Origin of the sequence: Nonomuraea sp. NPDC005501 (assembly GCF_040605905.1) — a bacterium.
GTDB lineage: Bacteria > Actinomycetota > Actinomycetes > Streptosporangiales > Streptosporangiaceae > Nonomuraea.
Window position 1 is genome coordinate 45,508 of the sequence record NZ_JBEXDT010000032.1, and the last position, 15,226, is coordinate 60,733.

Below are 15,226 nucleotides of genomic sequence, written 5' to 3' on the forward strand. Positions count from 1 at the left end.
GGTCACCATGCGATGGGTGACGTTCGACTGCTTCGGCACACTGGTGGACTGGCGGCACGGCATCGCGACCAGCGCCGAGCTGGTCGCGCCCGGACACGGCGGGCGGCTGCTCGACGCGTACGGCCCGCACGAGCGCGCGGTCCAGCAGGAGTCCCCGCGCCTGCGCTACCGCGAGGTGCTGGCCGAGGCGCTGCGCCGCGCCTGCGCCGAGGAGGGTGTCGCGCTGCGGCCCGACGACGCCGGGGTCCTGGCCGCCACGCTCCCCTACTGGCCCGTCTTCCCCGACGTCGGCGCCGAGCTGGCCCGGCTGCGGGAGGCCGGCTGGCGGATCGCGCTGCTGACCAACTGCGACCGCGACCTGATCGCCGGGACCCGGCGGCGGCTGCCCGTGCCGTTCGACGCGGTCGTGACCTCCGAGGACGCCGGCGCCTACAAGCCGGACCTCGCGCCCTTCACCGTGTTCAGGGACTCGTTCGACCCCGAGCGGTGGGTGCACGTGGCGCAGAGCTACGTCCACGACATGGTGCCGGCGCACCGGCTGGGTTTGCGCCGCGTGTGGATCAACCGGCAGGGTGAGCGGCCCGCCGACCCGTCGGTGCCGCAGGACGTCCTGCCGGACCTGCGCGGCCTGGTCACCCTGCTCTGACCGGCCTCAGGGCTGCCCGCGCTGCTCCAGCACGTCGGAGATGCCCGCCAGGAAGGCGTCCACGTCCGAGATGAGGTAACCCGACCTCAGCAGCACGGTCGAGAACTTCGCCTCCCGCACCTCCTTGGCCGTCACCGGGTACTCGGTGGTGCCGCGCAGCGTGGCCACGATCCGGTCGAGGAACGCGTCCACCTCGTCCTCGTTGTAGCCGGTGCCCATCCGGCCCGGCCGGAACGCCACCCGCTCCACCCGCGCCGCCTGGGTCTCGAACCACTCCTCGCGCAGCATCTCCCCGGTCGGCTCCGCCAGGGCAGCCAGCCTGACGGGGCTCCTGGCCTGTGTCTCCAGCGCCACGACGAACGCCTCCAGGGCGAAGTCCACGGCCGTCTCGTGGTAGCCGCCGCGTCTGGGGCGGAACGTGGCCCGGCGGACGTCGTCGGCGGTCACGGGCTCCGCCTCACCCGCTCCCCGGCCCAGCGCCGACTCGATGCGCCCGATGAGGGCGTCGACCTCGGCCGGGTCATATCCGGAACGCATGCCCATGACGCGCGGAAAGCGGTTCAAGCCCACTCCTCCCGGAAGCTGCTGAGGGGTATCGATCTCTATTGTGGGGTTCTTTATCCCGATGATGCGAGCCGCCTTATACCGTTACAGCACCATGTGGCTCGCTCAGGTCTCATTCCGCTACCGAAGACACGACCGTTACGTCATCGAGGCCGCCGAGGCCCGCCTCGCTCCCGGTGACGTGGTGGAGCTCGCCGGCTCGAACGGCGCGGGCAAGTCCACGCTGCTGCGCCTGATGGCCGGTCTCACCCGGCCCACCTCCGGGACCGTCACCGGACGGCCCGGCGTCGTCGGGTACGTCCCCGACCGCTTCCCCGCCGGTCAGCCGTTCACCGTTGCGGGCTACCTGGGTCACCTGGCGCGCGTGCGCGCCGCCGCCCGCTGGGAGCCCTGGGCCGAGCGCCTCGGCCTGGACCGGTTCGCGGGGGTGCGGCTGGGCGAGCTGTCGAAGGGCACGGCGCACAAGGTCGGCCTGGTGCAGGCGCTCATGGCCGAGCCTGGGCTGCTCGTGCTGGACGAGCCGTTCGCCGGCCTGGACCGGGACACCCGCGACGCGCTGCCGGGCATCGTCACGGAGGTGGCCGCGCGGGGCGGCGTCGTCGTGGTGAGCGACCACCAGGGCGGGCTGCGCGCGCTGGCCGGGCTGCGCCTCTGGTCGTTACGCGACGGCCACCTGAGCGAGCACGCCGGCCCACCGCCCGTGCCCTCCCCCGATGCCGCTTCCTGGAACGGGGACGAGGAGAGGACGATGACCGTCGAGGTGAGCGTGCCGGCCCGCGACCTGGAGGCGTTCCTCCGCCGGGCCCGCGACGACGGCTACCGGGCCCGCGCCCTCACCGGCGAGGAGGCCCCGTGATCGCCCTGATGGTCTTCCGCCTCGCCGCCTACGTGCGCTCCCACCGCGTTCACCAGGCCCTGCTGCCCATCATCATCACGCTCTCGATCGTCTACGCCAGCCGCGCGCCGCGCGGCTCCGAGGCGGCCGCGCTGACGGACGGGGCCGTACTCATCATCCCGTTCCTGGCCTGGGCGGCGCGGAGCCTGCTGGACACCGAGCCCGACGAGCAGCGCGCCATCTCGGCGACCGCCGTGGGCGGGCGCGGGCGCGAGACGGCCGCCGGGCTGCTGGCGGCCCTGGTCGCGTGCGGCGCGTTCGCGACGCTGGCCCTGGGGTGCGGGCTGGCGCTCGGCCTGTCCGCCGCTCCTCCGCCAGGGGTCTCCGTCGCCGGCGTGGTGGTCCACGCCCTCGCCGCCCTGGCCGGGGTCGCCCTCGGCGCTCTCACCAGCCGGGCCGTCGTGCCGTCACCGGCGTTCTCGATCATGGGGCTCGTGGGCGGGTTCCTGGTGATGCTCGTGCTCAGCGTCTCTCCGGCGTACTGGCTGACGGTGCCGGTGGCGGCCTGGATGAAGGCGGCGGCGGCGGGTCGGCTGGTGGCCGAGCTGCCGGGGCTGAGTGCCATCTCGCTGGCGTGGTGCCTCGTCGGGCTGGGCGTGTACGGGTACCTGCGGCGCACTCGGCCTTGAGGGACCCCGGCCGGGGCGCCCCTGAGCTGAGGCGCCTCGGGTCCATCCGGTGACGCGGACGTCTGGGACGGGTGAGTCAGGCGTCCGCGGCGGCGAGCTGGCCGCACGCGCCGTCGATCTCGCGCCCGCGCGTGTCGCGCACCGTCACCGGCACCCCGTGGAACTGCAGCCGGCGCACGAACGCCCGCTCGTCCTCCGGGCGCGAGGCCGTCCACTTGGAGCCCGGCGTGGGGTTGAGCGGGATCAGGTTGACGTGCACCAGCTTGTTGCGCACCAGCTTGCCGAGCAGGTCGGCCCGCCACTCCTGGTCGTTGATGTCCTTGATCAGCGCGTACTCGATCGACACCCGCCGCTTCGTCCTGGCCGCGTACGCCCACGCCGCGTCGAGCACCTCGGCGACCTTCCACCGGGTGTTGATCGGCACCAGCGTGTCGCGCAGCTCGTCGTCCGGCGCGTGCAGCGACAGCGCGAGCGTCACCGGCAGCCCCTCCTCGGCCAGCTTGCCGATCGCCGGCACCAGGCCGACCGTGGACACCGTGACCCCGCGCGCCGAGATGCCGAGCCCGTGCGGAGCCGGCTCCACCATGCGGCGCACCGCGCCGATCACCTGCTTGTAGTTGGCCAGCGGCTCGCCCATGCCCATGAAGACCACGTTGCTGACCCGGCCGGGCCCGCCCGGCACCTCGCCGGCCGCCAGCGCCCGAGCGCCCGACACGACCTGCTCGACGATCTCGGCGGTCGACATGTTGCGGGTCAGCCCGGCCTGGCCGGTGGCGCAGAACGGGCAGTTCATGCCGCAGCCGGCCTGTGACGACACGCACATCGTGACCCGGTCGGGGTAGCGCATGAGGACCGACTCCACCAGCGCCCCGTCGAACAGCCGCCACAGCGTCTTGCGCGTGGTGCCGGCGTCGGTCGTCAGCTCCTTGACCGGGGTGAGCAGCGACGGCAGCAGCGACGACAGCTTCTCGCGCGAGGCCGCCGGCAGGTCCGTCATCGCGTCCACGTCGGCGGTGAGCCGCTCGAAGTAGTGGCGCGACAGCTGGTCGGCGCGGAACGCCTTCTCCCCCAGCTCGGTCACCGCCGCCCGCCGATCGGCCATGGACAGGTCGGCCAGGTGCCGGGCGGGCTTGGCCCTGCGCGGCGCGACGAACGTGAGCTGACCTGGCTGCTGGGACACGGGACTGCCTTCTGCTAGAGGGGGTTACCGACCAGGGTAATGAACGCTCGGCGCGAAGGCGTCATTCCGGGGGTCATCTGTTCCGACGCGGTGCGCCGAGGGGAGCTCCCGGTCGCGGTACCGCTCGCACAGGGGCACTCCGCCGATCTACAGTCGTCTCGTATGACGATTTTCCGGTCGGCGTCTGGCGAGGGGCGGGCCGAGATCGTCCTCACCGCCGTCAACCCGTACGGCAGCCGCGAGCTCGTGGTCGAGCGCGACGAGGACGCCTCGGTGGCCTACCTGCGCGCGCCCGGCGGCACCGTGCACGGCGCGGTGTGGCTGGCCAACCACCGCGCCGCCCCACCCGTCATGGACCTGGCCCGCGTCAACTCCGGCCGGCCGCCGCTGATGCCGAGCCCGGGCACGACGCACCCCGCCGGGCGCGGCCCGCTCGGCAGGCTGGCCGTCCTGTGGTTCGAGGAGGGGGACGGCGTGGCCCTCTACGAGGACGACGACCTGCTGGCCGTCATCCCGGGCTGGGCCGACATGAGCAGGGGCATGCCCGGCTACGCGCGCGACGCCGTGGGCGAGTCGCCGTTCGCGTGGGCGCTGTCGGAGGCGCTGGAGGGTCTGGCGCCGCGCATCTCCAACGCCCGCTCCTACTGGCTGTGGCGCCACGCGGAGGGGTCATGGCCGTCGTTCCAGCAGTTCGCGATGAGCCACCTCGACGCGGTTCTGGGCCGGGCCGGGCGCTACTGGGAGGCGAGCGGCGACCGGCTGCCGACCGTCGGCATCACCGAGCGCCCGCCGCGCGAAGGTCGGCCGTTCAGCGTGCTGTCCACGGTCGGCATGAGCTGCCAGCGCATGCCCACGGTCGAGCAGTGGATCGACCAGCCCGGCGCGTACGCCCGGATCGAGCTGGCCGTGGCCACCCGCGACGACCCCCGCGAGGCGGCGCTGCTGCTCGTCTGGCTGGCGCAGTACCCCTGGCACTCGGTCACCTGGCTCGGCCACGGGCACACCGCCAAGTGGTACCACGAGCCGGCCACGTTCCCGCTGGGACCGCAGTACGCGGGAGTGCTCATGCTCGCCGATCCCCCCGACATGCCCGCCTTGTCGGGATTCACGTTCGGAGGTGAGGCGGTGCGCTGGCTCTGGCTCACGCCCATCACGGCCGAGGAGCTAGAAGAACACCGTCATTAGCAGCCACACCGGCACCAGCGTGGTCACCAGCGAGTCGAGCCGGTCCATGAGGCCGCCGTGGCCCGGCAGGATGGTGCCGAGGTCCTTGATGCCGAGATCCCGCTTGATCATCGACTCGATCAGGTCGCCCACGGTCGCCAGCAGCGCGGCCAGCGCGCCGATCAGCGCTCCCTGCCAGAGCCGCCCGTCGAAGAGCCAGGTCACCAGCCACGCCCCGACCACCGTGCAGGCCACCACCGACCCGGCCAGGCCCTCCCAGGTCTTCTTCGGGCTGATGACGGTCAGCTGGTGCTTGCCGAACAGCACACCCGCGATGTAGCCGCCGATGTCGCTGGCCACGGTCACCGCGATGAACACGATCACCCGGTCGCGGCCGTCGCCCGGCGCCAGCAGCAGCGCCACGAAGCCCGCCAGCAGCGGCGGGTAGACGAGCAGGAAGGCGGAGCCCGTCGCGTCACGGACGTACCCCGCGGTGCGCCCGCCCTCGCCGTCCCCGCCCGTGAACATGCGCCAGATCAGCAGGACGAAGACCGACACCACGAACACGCCGAGCAGCCAGACCGGCCCGCCCCAGTACGCCCCGGCCTGCATGGCGGCCATCGAGACCAGCACCGGCACGACGGGCACCCGGATGCCGCGGGACGCGAACGCCTGCGTCATCTCGACCACGCCGACACCCACGGCAGCCACGACCACGACCAGGAAGAGCTCCTTGACCGTGTAGAGGGAGGCGATGACGAGCGCGCCCAGCCCCACGCCCACCGCGATCGCGGCGGGCAGGTTGCGTCCCGTACGGCCGCCGCCGCTCGGGCTGCCGCCAGCCGTACGTTCTTCCACAGAGACTCTCCATAAGCCACGGCCCCCGCCATCGGGCGAGGGCCGTGCGGCGGGCGCCGCTCAGACCTCGAGCAGCTCGGCTTCCTTGTGCTTGAGCAGCTCGTCGATCTTCGCGACGTGCTTCTGCGTCACGTCGTCGAGCTCCTTCTCGGCGCGCCGGACCTCGTCCTCGCCCGCCTCGCCATCCTTGATCATCTTGTCAAGGGTCTCCTTGGCGGAGCGGCGGATGTTGCGCACCGACACCTTGGCGTGCTCGCCCTTGTTACGCGCCACCTTGATGTACTCCTTGCGGCGCTCCTCCGACAGCTCGGGGAACGACACACGGATCAGCTGGCCGTCGTTGCTCGGGTTGACGCCGAGGTCGGAGTCGCGGATCGCCTTCTCGATCGCGGCCATCGAGCCCTTGTCGTAAGGCTGGATGATGACCATGCGGGCCTCGGGCACGTGGAACGAGGCCAGCTGCTGGATCGGGGTGGGCGAGCCGTAGTACTCGGCACTGATCTTGTTGAACATCGAGGGGGTGACACGGCCCGTGCGGATGGCCGCGAAGTCCTCCTTCGCGACCGACACGGCCTTGTCCATCTTCTCCTCGGCTGCGAGGAGGGTTTCGTCGATCACAGCGGCTCCCTGTCTTCTGGCTGGCGGATCGGGCTCGCTCACTTGCCTGCGGGACTCACCAGCGTGCCGATTTTCTCACCGCGGACCGCTCGCAGGATGTTGCCCTCACCCATGAGATCGAAGACCACGATCGGGAGGTCGTTGTCCTTGCACAGGCTGATCGCGGTCGCGTCCATGACCTGCAGGTCCCGGATCAGCACCTCGCCGTAGTCGAGGTGGTCGAACCGCACCGCGTCCGGGTTCTTGCGCGGGTCGGAGTCGTAGACGCCGTCGACCTGGGTGCCCTTGAGCAGCGCCTCGGCGCCGATCTCCAGGGCACGCTGCGACGCGGCGGTGTCGGTGGAGAAGAACGGCGAGCCGAGCCCCGCCCCGAAGATCACCACGCGGCCCTTCTCCAGGTGCCTGATCGCCCGGCGCGGCAGGAACGGCTCGGCCACCTGCTGCATGGTGATGGCCGTCTGCACCCGCGTCTCCACGCCGCGCCGTTCCAGGAAGTCCTGCAACGCCAGGCAGTTGATGACCGTGCCCAGCATGCCCATGTAGTCGGCGCGGGCCCGGTCGATGCCCTGCTCCGACAGGGCGGCCCCGCGGAACATGTTGCCACCGCCGACCACGACCGCGACCTGCACGCCTTCACGGACGGCCTCGGCGATCGAGTCGGCCAGGTGGTCGACCACGAGCGGGTCGATCCCCAGCGGGTCACCGCCGGCGAACGCCTCACCCGACAGCTTCAGCATCACTCGTTTCCAGCGCAGCGGACTCTGCGGCGAACCCGGACGCGAGGAAGCCGCCGGCGTGGCTGGCTCCTGATTGTCCTGCACGGCGGCGGCCTCCTTCTTAGAAGTTTCGGTGAGCTGAGGGTTCGCTCAAGCCTAAGCCTGACCGACCTTGAAGCGGACGAACGAGAGCACCTCGGCACCGTTCTCCTCGGCGTACTTCGCCACGCTCTTCTTGTTGTCCTTGACGAACGCCTGCTGGAGCAGCGTGAAGTCCTTGTACCAGCCGTTGACGCGACCCTCGACGATCTTGCCGATGGCGGCCTCGGGCTTGCCCTCCTCGCGGGTCATCTCCTCGAAGAGCTTGCGCTCCTTCTCGACGACCTCGGCGGGCACGGAGGCGGGGCTCAGGTACTGCGGGGCCATCGCCGCGGCGTGCTGGGCGATGTCCTTGGCGACCTCGGCGTTCGGCTTGTCGAGCTGCACGAGCACGCCGACGGCCGGCGGCAGGGCCGGGTCGGTGCGGTGCATGTAGGCGCCGATGTAGCCGCCCTCCAGCACCGCGAAGCGGCGGACCTCGATCTTCTCGCCCAGCGCGGCGTTGGCCACGTCCAGGTGCTCCTTGACGGTCTTGCCGTCGAAGGAGGACTCGAGCAGGGAGGCCACGTCGGCCGGCTTGGTGGCCAGCACGTGGTTGACGACCTGGGCGGCCAGCTCCTGGAAGCGCTCGCCCTTGGCGACGAAGTCGGTCTCGCAGTTGAGCTCGAGCAGCGCGGCGGCGGAGTCGCCGTCCTGCTTGAGGGCGACCAGGCCGTTGGAGGCGGTGCGCGCCTCGCGCTTGCCGACGTCCTTGGCGCCCTTCAGGCGCAGCAGCTCGATGGCGCGGTCGAAGTCACCCTCGGACTCCTCCAGCGCCTTCTTGCAGTCCATCATGCCGGCAGCGGTGATCTCGCGAAGCCGCTTGACGTCGGCCATGTTCACGGAAGCCATTGCTTTTTCCTCGTGGGATTTCGTCGTGGATCGGATGGGCGCCGGGTCCGGCACCCACCCTGGGGTGGAACGGCCGGCGCGTGCCGTGCGGAAGCTTGGCCTTGCTCGGTGTGTAACCCGAGCCGGTGGGCGCTAACCCGGGCGGCGGGCCCGGTTCGGCGTCCTTGTGCTGCTGGCCGGTGCGGTGCCTCAGGCGCTCTCTCCCGGCACGTCGCCCGGAGGCGCTTCCTGGGAGAGGGTGTCCCCGGCGGTGCGGCGGCGGTGCGCCGGCACTGCCTCGGGGAGGCTCGCATCTCACCGAGGCGACGTCCTGAACCTCGCCCCTCACCGAAGCGACGTCCTGAACCTCGCCCCTCACCGAAGCGATGTCCTGAAACCTCGTCCCGACCGGAGCGACGTCCGAAGAGACGCCCAGCCGGAGCGGCGGCGTCCGGCGGTGCGATGCCCGGCCGGAGTGGCGTCCGGCGGCTCGGCCCGGCCGCCTCGATCGGTTCGCCCGTCGAGGTGCCCTGGCCGAGCTGCTGCCGCTTCGTGACGCGGGGGGCGTGGATCTCCCCCCGCGTCGCCATCGCTCCGACGAACACGCGCTCACCGGCGACGCCACCTGTGGCCCTCATCCCGTCCGCCCCGTAGAGACGGCCGGGCTGGGAGCCAGGCGACTCGGTCGGTCAGGCCTGCGGCTGCTCGGTGCCGGCCTCGGGCGCGTCGGCCTCGGTCGCGGCGGCCTCAGGCGCGGCGGCCTCAGCCTCAGGAGCGGCCTCAGCCTCGGGCGCGGCCTCAGCCGGGGCGGCGGCCTCGGCGGGAGCGGCCTCGGCCTCAGGAGCTGCCTCGGTCGCGGCGGCCTCGCCGGTGCCCTGCTCGATGAGCTCGCGCTCCCATTCGGCCAGCGGCTCGGCGGCGGCGGGCTTCTCGTCACCACGGGCGGCGCCCGAGCGGGCCATCAGACCGGCGGCGACACCGTCGGCGACGACCCGGGTCAGCAGGCCGACGGCGCGGATCGCGTCGTCGTTGCCGGGGATCGGGTAGTCGACCTCGTCGGGGTCGCAGTTGGTGTCGAGGATCGCGACGACAGGGATGCCAAGCTTCTTGGCCTCGCTGATCGCGATGTGCTCCTTCTTGGTGTCGACGATCCACACGGCGCTGGGCACGCGGCCCATGTCACGGATGCCGCCGAGCGTGCGCTCGAGCTTGTCCTTCTCACGCCGGCGCATGAGGAGCTCCTTCTTGGTGAGCCCCGAGGCGGCGACGTTGTCGAAGTCGAGCTCCTCGAGCTCCTTCAGGCGCTGAAGCCTCTTGTGCACGGTGGAGAAGTTGGTGAGCATGCCACCCAGCCAGCGCTGGTTGACGTACGGCATGCCGACGCGGGCGGCCTGCTCGGAGATGGCCTCCTGAGCCTGCTTCTTGGTGCCGATGAACAGGATCGTGCCGCCGTGGGCGACCGTCTCCTTGACGAAGTCGTAGGCACGGTCGATGAACGACAGCGACTTCTGCAGGTCGATGATGTAGATGCCGTTGCGCTCGGTGAAGATGAAGCGCTTCATCTTCGGGTTCCACCGGCGAGTCTGGTGTCCGAAGTGAACGCCGCTCTCGAGCAGCTGTCGCATGGTGACGACGGGGGCCATCTGCTGGTCCTCCAGGTCAGGGCGCCCGGCAGGCGGGCGCGATTCTCGGTTGTGACGCGGCGGCCAACGGCCACCGCCCTGATGCCCCGAATCACGCCAGCCGGGCCAGGCCCGGACCGATGGTGTGATCCGTGACGGGGCATGCGAAGTCGGCCTGTGGTGACAGGCCACCAGAAAGTCTACCTTGCATGCCGCCCCCGCCTGACCGCCTGCGGTCAACCGGTCGCCTCACCCGGCGTCGTGGTCCTCCGTGGGGAGACCCGGCACCGGCCTCCGCACATGCGGAAACAGGTTGAACTGCGCCTCCGCGACCCGGGCCCCCGCCGGCGCCGCCTCGGGCGGCCGGTGGCGGGCGACGTACGGCCGCAGCAGCTTCTCGATCTCCTGCGCGAGCCGGGCGAGCTCCGCGGCGTCGACGCGGAGAATGGTGCGCGCGAAGGTGGTGGCGTCACGCCACTCCGGCGGCTCCTGGTCGTGGTTGGCCAGAGCCCGCCGCGCCTCCTCGTCCGCCTCCTTGCGCAACGCCTCGATCAGCAGATCCTTGGCCTCACGCACCTCCGGCCGGTCGTCGGGCAGCCGCCCGATGGCGAAGGACTTGTCCACCGCCTTCCACAGGCGCTCCCTCCCGTCCCCCCGAGGCGGCGCGTCCTCCACGAATCCGTACTTGGCCAGCATGCGCAGGTGATAGCTGGCCGCGCTGGGCGTGATGCCCGCCCCCTCGGCGACGTCGGTGGCCGTGACGCTGCCTCCGGCGCCGAGCCGGTTGAGGATCGCCAGCCGTGCCGGATGCGCCAGAGCCCGCATCGCCTTGGGATCGCTGAGGCTCTCCATCTCCCGCGTCATGGGCACAAGGTACCCGGATCTGATGTGAAGCATTGCCTTCAGAACTGTGAAGCGTTACTTTCACATAATATGAAGCGTTCCCTTCACACTTTTCCCGCTGTGACGCCCCTCCGAAAGCAGCGCGACTACCGCTTACTGTGGGGCGCCCGGACCGTCTCGGTCACCGGCTCGGAAGTGTCCAAGCTGGCGATCCCCCTCACCGCCGTCACGCTTCTCACGGCGTCTCCCACCGAGATGGGCCTGCTCACGGCCGCCGCCTCGGTCCCCGCCCTGGTGTTCGGCCTCCAGACGGGCGCGATCGCGGACCGGCTCACCCGGCACCGCCCGGTCATGATCGCCTGCGAGCTGGTGGCGGGCCTGGCGGCGGCGACCGTTCCGGTGGCGTGGCTGCTGGGAACGCTGAACGTGATCTGGCTGATCGCCGTCGCACTCGTCGTCGGCACCGCGTCGGTGCTGTTCCGAGCCGTGAACTTCCCGCACCTGGCCGTCATCGTCTCCCCGGACCAGCGCACCGAGGCGATGGCGGGCCTGCAGGCGTCCTACTCCGTCGCCTCGGTCGCCGGCCCCGGCCTCGCGGGGCTGCTCGTCCAGCTCGTCACGGCCCCGCTCGCCGTACTGGCCGAGGCCCTGTCGTTCCTGACGTCAGCCGTGCTGCTGCGCTCCATCCGCACCCCGGACCGTCACGAGCCGGCCCCGTCACGGGGCATGTGGCGTGACGTGACCGAGGGACTCCGCGTCTGCGCCACCCACCCCGTGCTCCGTGCCCTGCTCGGCGCGGGGGTCACGATCAACTTCTTCGCGATGGCGTACATGGCCGTCCACATGCTCTACATGGTCAACACCCTGGGCATCCCCCAGGGCCTCATCGGGGCCCTCATCGCCTTCAGCGGTCTCGGCGGCCTGCTCGGCGCCTGGGTCACGACCCGCTTGGCCGGCCGCTACGGCGCGAACCGCGTCCTGCTCGTGTCCGTGCTGTTCTTCCCGGCGGAGGTCCTCATCGTCGGCCTGCTGAGCGGTCCGCTCTGGTGGAAGCTGGCGGTGCTCGCCGTATCGGGAACGGTCACCGGCGGCATCGTGGTGGCTTTCTCCACCTGCATGGGCGCCATCATGCTCGACGAGGCCACGCCCGAGCTGAGGGGCCGCGTCAACGCCACGACGACGTTCGCGGTGCAGGGCGTCATGGCGCTGGGCGGGCTGGCGGGCGGCCTCCTGGCGGAGTGGGTGGGCCTCCGCGCCGTCATCCTGATCTCGGCCGCGGGCATCGCCCTCAGCACACTGTGGATCTGGGCCTCCCCTCTACGCCTGAGCCGTCGCGGCGCCCCCCACGGATCACGTGACACCACCTCGTCGACGGCTCTCCTGGACGGGCCTGCTGTGTGAGCGCCCGGGCCGGCGGTAAAGGTCCGCCCGGCTGCAGGCGCCCCCTCCGCAGTGGTTCCGGCGGCGGCGCCACCACCACGCGACTGGCCCATATGCGCGACTGGCCCGCATGCCGCGCATCTCACCGGCGGCGGCCGGCCGCACGAGGGCCGATCAGCTCTCCGGCCGCAGACCTCAACCTCGGACGAGGGCGCAGCGGTGTTCTCAGCCCCGCGCCTGTGCATAACCCAGAGCCATCCACAGAACCACGTTCACCAGCTTGAACCGTGCCGTGCCCCGCCAAACTGCCGGGCATGCCGACACCTCCTCCCTCACACACCTCGCACCACACCGCCTCCAAGAGCGCACACCAAAGGGGACCCAGTACGGCCGCCGCCGCTGCCGCCCCCCACCGCAACGCTGACGCACATCCCCAGCAGCGCAATGTCCGGCCAGCCAGCGAACGCCACCTTCGCCCTCTTCGCCCCCTTGGCCCCGTCAGTTGCCACCTCCGCCCCATGAACCGACTCGAGACCCGGAGCACCGACCCTCCACGCCGATCAGGTGCCACGCCCATCCCCAGAAACGACCACCCCCTGTGGCAGTACGAGATCTCGCGCGCCTCCGGAGCACCGGAGCACGAAGAGCCGCTCCATGACCCGACCGGGCCTGCCCATGCTCACTCCGCTCCTGCGCAGACCCGGAACCGCGGCATACCGACCCGCCCGTTCCGGATATCCGGCAGGGCCATGACCTCCGGCCGGATGTCCATGACCCTGGTGCTGCTCATCGTCCTCGTCTTCGTCCCGCTCCTCGCGGCGTCGCCCGCGGCAGCCGCTCCTGCCGTCTGGCGCTGGCCCCTGGACGGTCGCCCGCGGATCGTGCGCCACTTCGCCCCGCCCCTCGAACGCTGGCTGGCCGGCCACCGCGGCATCGACCTCGCCGCTCCACCCGCGACCCCGGTCCTGGCCGCCGGCGCGGGCACCGTCCGTTACGCCGGCCGTCTCGCAGGCCGAGGCGTCGTGTCCGTCGAGCATCCCGGCGGCCTGCGCACGACATACCTCCCCGTCACTCCCTCGGTACGGCGTGGCGAACACGTCTCCGCAGGGGATCCGCTCGGCGCATTGGAGGCTTCGGCGGAAAGCCATTGCGCAGAGTCCTGCCTGCACTGGGGCCTCCTCCGGCCGCCCCGCTACCTGGACCCCCTGCTCCTCCTGGGACAGGCTCGCATTCGACTGCTCCCGTTCTGGGATCCCGCAGCATCGGAGGTGAACGTACGGTTCCCGCCCGACGCCCCCTCCGGAGCACGCCCGGAGACTCTCGACATGGGAGGAGAAGACACGCACGACGGACCGCCCATGAGCCCGGCCTTCGCCACGCCCCGTGTGACGCCGCCGCGCACCACCACCGTTGGGCCGATCTGGCCGCACGACACGACTCACACCGAAACAAGCGGCCCGGCCACCCTGCAAGCCCTCACCACCACACCGAGGGCCAACCGGGGAAGCAGTTCCCCAACGAGAACCCGCGCTGCCGCCGCCTCTCAAACCCTCATGACCCTGGCGCATCGGGAGCAGAGACGCACAACAATCACCAAGAACCACAACCACACCGACACCCCTACCGAGGCGCACACCGCCACCCATGCCGCCACTGATCCAGCCGCTGCCACCGCCACCACCACCGACGCAGAGACTGACACCGGCACCGTCGTCGCTGAGATCGCCGGTGAGACCGCCGCTGAGGTCATCCGGAACGCCGGCGAGGTTCAGGAGAGCGCGGAGGGCTCGAAAAACGCTGAGGTCGCCGACGGTGGGCGAGCCGGCAGCGCCGTGGCCAGTGCATCCCCGTTCGTTCCCGGGCATCCCCACCTGCTCTTCACCGCACTGGACAACCCGATGCCGTGCACGTCACCACACAACACACCTCAAACGCCGAGTTCGGCCTCCACCGTGTGGTCTCTACGGTTCCCGCACGGTCCCGCCGCAGCCCCCGCGGCGGCCGCCCTGGGGACGGCCATGTTGCTCGCCGGCATCCTCCTGGTCGTACTGCTGCGTCATCGCAAACCGAGCCGCCAAAGGAAGCCACGGCAGAGATCCGCACGAGGCACTCACCGAAAGCCTCAACGCGCGGGAACGAACAGCACCGCACGAAGGTGAGGCAACATCCCGCTCACCAGCAACTCTGTGAGCGACCCCCATGCCAGCGGAATGGCCATGGCCGGCCATCGACTCCCCGCCCATGCGCTGTCCCCAACATGGCTCCGCACGCCGCACACCCCGTGGACGCAACCCTCGGGCGGCTGCCGGCGACCTCCCGTACCCGTTTCCACCACCTGCCGCAACACTGCCTCCGCCACAACACCACCGACGCCACCTGCCGAAACCCATCCCCACCCACCGCGAGCGGTGAGGCGGAGAGGCGGTGAAGCGATCGACGCAAGCAGGTCGGCGCCGAGCTGGCCGACCTGGGTGTACGGATCTCCAGGATGATGGGGGTCCCGCGCTCAAAGATCAGGCGGGGAAAGGTGTTCGCGAGCCTGCAGCGCGACGGCGCGATGGTGTTCCGGCTGGTCAAGGACACCCGTACACACAGCCGCGCTCCAACTGGCCGGGGAGTCCCTGTTCGCCCCCTCGGGACAGGGGGGACGGTGAAGGACTGTGTGGTCGCGCCCCACTCCTCGGCCGAGAAATGGACGAATCTGGCCGAGGCCGCCCTCAGCCGCCCATGCTGATCAGTAGGCCACCTCGACAGTGTGGCGGTGGGTGCCTGATTCGGGCAGGACGCGGAGCACGGCGTCGGCGAGCCAAGGTAAGCCCAAAAGCCGCGGCCGTCATGAGCTGGCCAGAGACTCAACGAGCCACGGTGCCGCCGGGCAGTGGGCGCCGCCCACCAACCGTGGACGCGTTCGGAGACGACGGTGACGACCGTGACCGCGGCGATGACGTCTGGTCAGGCTCCGGGAACGTGCCGGTGCTGGTGCCGGTGCCGGTGCCGCGGGAAGTGAAGGCCGCCGCGGCGGAGGCTCAGGTGCCGATGAACGCGGAAGTGGCCGCGTTCGCCGCCGCGCATCCAGACCGGGTCGGCCCGTTGGTGGAACTCCATCGCCAAGCGCTGGTCTTCCTGGACGCAGGCTAACCAC

Annotated in this window: 15 protein-coding genes; 7 read left to right on the top strand and 8 right to left on the bottom strand. The window is 71.1% G+C overall.

Annotated elements, in window-relative coordinates:
- The first annotated feature begins 7 nt into the window (after positions 1-7).
- Positions 8-646, top strand: a complete 639-nt coding sequence (locus ABZS51_RS17830) for an HAD family hydrolase (protein WP_355441824.1) — start codon at positions 8-10, stop codon at positions 644-646.
- Positions 647-652: 6 nt separating this feature from the next.
- Here ABZS51_RS17830 and ABZS51_RS17835 read toward each other — a convergent pair whose 3' ends face one another.
- Entirely contained in the window at positions 653-1,210 is a 558-nt protein-coding gene (locus ABZS51_RS17835; protein ID WP_310710738.1) for a DivIVA domain-containing protein, read from the bottom strand.
- Between the two features lie 94 nt (positions 1,211-1,304).
- On the opposite strand from ABZS51_RS17835, the gene ABZS51_RS17840 reads away from it, so the two are divergent.
- Both ABZS51_RS17840 and ABZS51_RS17845 read left to right on the top strand, forming a co-directional pair.
- Positions 1,305-2,066: an ATP-binding cassette domain-containing protein gene (locus ABZS51_RS17840; RefSeq protein ID WP_355441827.1), complete on the top strand. Its 762-nt coding sequence runs from the start codon at positions 1,305-1,307 to the stop codon at positions 2,064-2,066.
- Complete coding sequence (locus ABZS51_RS17845; RefSeq protein ID WP_355441830.1) at positions 2,063-2,734, top strand: hypothetical protein; 672 nt, start codon at positions 2,063-2,065, stop codon at positions 2,732-2,734. Before ABZS51_RS17840 ends, ABZS51_RS17845 begins: the two co-directional genes overlap by 4 nt.
- Before the next feature lie 76 nt (positions 2,735-2,810).
- On the opposite strand, the gene rlmN is transcribed toward ABZS51_RS17845, so the two are convergent.
- Positions 2,811-3,914: a 23S rRNA (adenine(2503)-C(2))-methyltransferase RlmN gene (rlmN, locus tag ABZS51_RS17850; RefSeq protein ID WP_310710735.1), complete on the bottom strand. Its 1,104-nt coding sequence runs from the start codon at positions 3,912-3,914 to the stop codon at positions 2,811-2,813.
- Positions 3,915-4,076: 162 nt separating this feature from the next.
- Between rlmN and ABZS51_RS17855 the strand changes: the two genes are divergently transcribed.
- Complete coding sequence (locus tag ABZS51_RS17855; RefSeq protein WP_355441833.1) at positions 4,077-5,099, top strand: suppressor of fused domain protein; 1,023 nt, start codon at positions 4,077-4,079, stop codon at positions 5,097-5,099.
- Here ABZS51_RS17855 and ABZS51_RS17860 read toward each other — a convergent pair.
- The 6 genes from ABZS51_RS17860 to ABZS51_RS17885 all read right to left on the bottom strand — a co-directional run bounded on the left by ABZS51_RS17860 (position 5,079) and on the right by ABZS51_RS17885 (position 10,725).
- Entirely contained in the window at positions 5,079-5,936 is an 858-nt protein-coding gene (locus tag ABZS51_RS17860) for a phosphatidate cytidylyltransferase (protein WP_355441836.1), read from the bottom strand. The two genes, ABZS51_RS17855 and ABZS51_RS17860, sit on opposite strands and share 21 nt — an antisense overlap.
- 60 nt (positions 5,937-5,996) lie before the next feature.
- The gene (gene frr / locus ABZS51_RS17865; RefSeq protein WP_355441839.1) at positions 5,997-6,554 is read right to left on the bottom strand and encodes a ribosome recycling factor; all 558 of its coding nucleotides are present in this window, start codon (positions 6,552-6,554) and stop codon (positions 5,997-5,999) included.
- Positions 6,555-6,592: 38 nt separating this feature from the next.
- Positions 6,593-7,291, bottom strand: coding sequence for a UMP kinase (pyrH, locus tag ABZS51_RS17870; protein ID WP_217709034.1), 699 nt, complete (start codon positions 7,289-7,291; stop codon positions 6,593-6,595).
- 135 nt (positions 7,292-7,426) lie between these two features.
- Positions 7,427-8,260 carry a translation elongation factor Ts gene (tsf, locus tag ABZS51_RS17875; RefSeq protein ID WP_310710731.1) on the bottom strand — a complete coding sequence of 278 codons (834 nt, stop codon included), beginning with the start codon at positions 8,258-8,260 and terminating at the stop codon, positions 7,427-7,429.
- Positions 8,261-8,928: 668 nt separating this feature from the next.
- On the bottom strand, positions 8,929-9,882 hold the full coding sequence (gene rpsB, locus ABZS51_RS17880) for a 30S ribosomal protein S2 (RefSeq protein ID WP_355441843.1): 954 nt from the start codon (positions 9,880-9,882) through the stop codon (positions 8,929-8,931).
- Between the two features lie 228 nt (positions 9,883-10,110).
- Positions 10,111-10,725, bottom strand: a complete 615-nt coding sequence (locus ABZS51_RS17885; RefSeq protein WP_355441846.1) for a winged helix-turn-helix domain-containing protein — start codon at positions 10,723-10,725, stop codon at positions 10,111-10,113.
- Positions 10,726-10,824: 99 nt separating this feature from the next.
- Between ABZS51_RS17885 and ABZS51_RS17890 the strand changes: the two genes are divergently transcribed.
- The 3 genes from ABZS51_RS17890 (at position 10,825) to ABZS51_RS17900 (ending at position 15,222) form a co-directional block, all read left to right on the top strand.
- Positions 10,825-12,105 (top strand): MFS transporter, encoded by a 1,281-nt coding sequence (locus ABZS51_RS17890; RefSeq protein WP_355441849.1) that lies wholly within the window; start codon positions 10,825-10,827, stop codon positions 12,103-12,105.
- A 749-nt stretch (positions 12,106-12,854) separates the two neighbouring features.
- A complete protein-coding gene (locus tag ABZS51_RS17895) occupies positions 12,855-14,243 on the top strand; it encodes a M23 family metallopeptidase (protein WP_355441852.1) in 1,389 nt (462 codons plus the stop codon).
- A gap of 739 nt (positions 14,244-14,982) precedes the next feature.
- On the top strand, positions 14,983-15,222 hold the full coding sequence (locus ABZS51_RS17900; protein WP_355441855.1) for a hypothetical protein: 240 nt from the start codon (positions 14,983-14,985) through the stop codon (positions 15,220-15,222).
- The last annotated feature ends 4 nt before the right edge of the window (positions 15,223-15,226 follow it).

Coding starts and splice junctions, on each gene's coding strand:
- ABZS51_RS17830 (WP_355441824.1), top strand. CDS start 8: ATGCGATGGGTGACGTTCGACTGCTTCGGCACACTGGTGGACTGGCGG.
- ABZS51_RS17840 (WP_355441827.1), top strand. CDS start 1,305: ATGTGGCTCGCTCAGGTCTCATTCCGCTACCGAAGACACGACCGTTAC.
- rpsB (WP_355441843.1), bottom strand. CDS start 9,882: ATGGCCCCCGTCGTCACCATGCGACAGCTGCTCGAGAGCGGCGTTCAC.
- ABZS51_RS17855 (WP_355441833.1), top strand. CDS start 4,077: ATGACGATTTTCCGGTCGGCGTCTGGCGAGGGGCGGGCCGAGATCGTC.
- ABZS51_RS17885 (WP_355441846.1), bottom strand. CDS start 10,725: ATGACGCGGGAGATGGAGAGCCTCAGCGATCCCAAGGCGATGCGGGCT.
- tsf (WP_310710731.1), bottom strand. CDS start 8,260: ATGGCTTCCGTGAACATGGCCGACGTCAAGCGGCTTCGCGAGATCACC.
- pyrH (WP_217709034.1), bottom strand. CDS start 7,291: ATGCTGAAGCTGTCGGGTGAGGCGTTCGCCGGCGGTGACCCGCTGGGG.
- ABZS51_RS17895 (WP_355441852.1), top strand. CDS start 12,855: ATGACCCTGGTGCTGCTCATCGTCCTCGTCTTCGTCCCGCTCCTCGCG.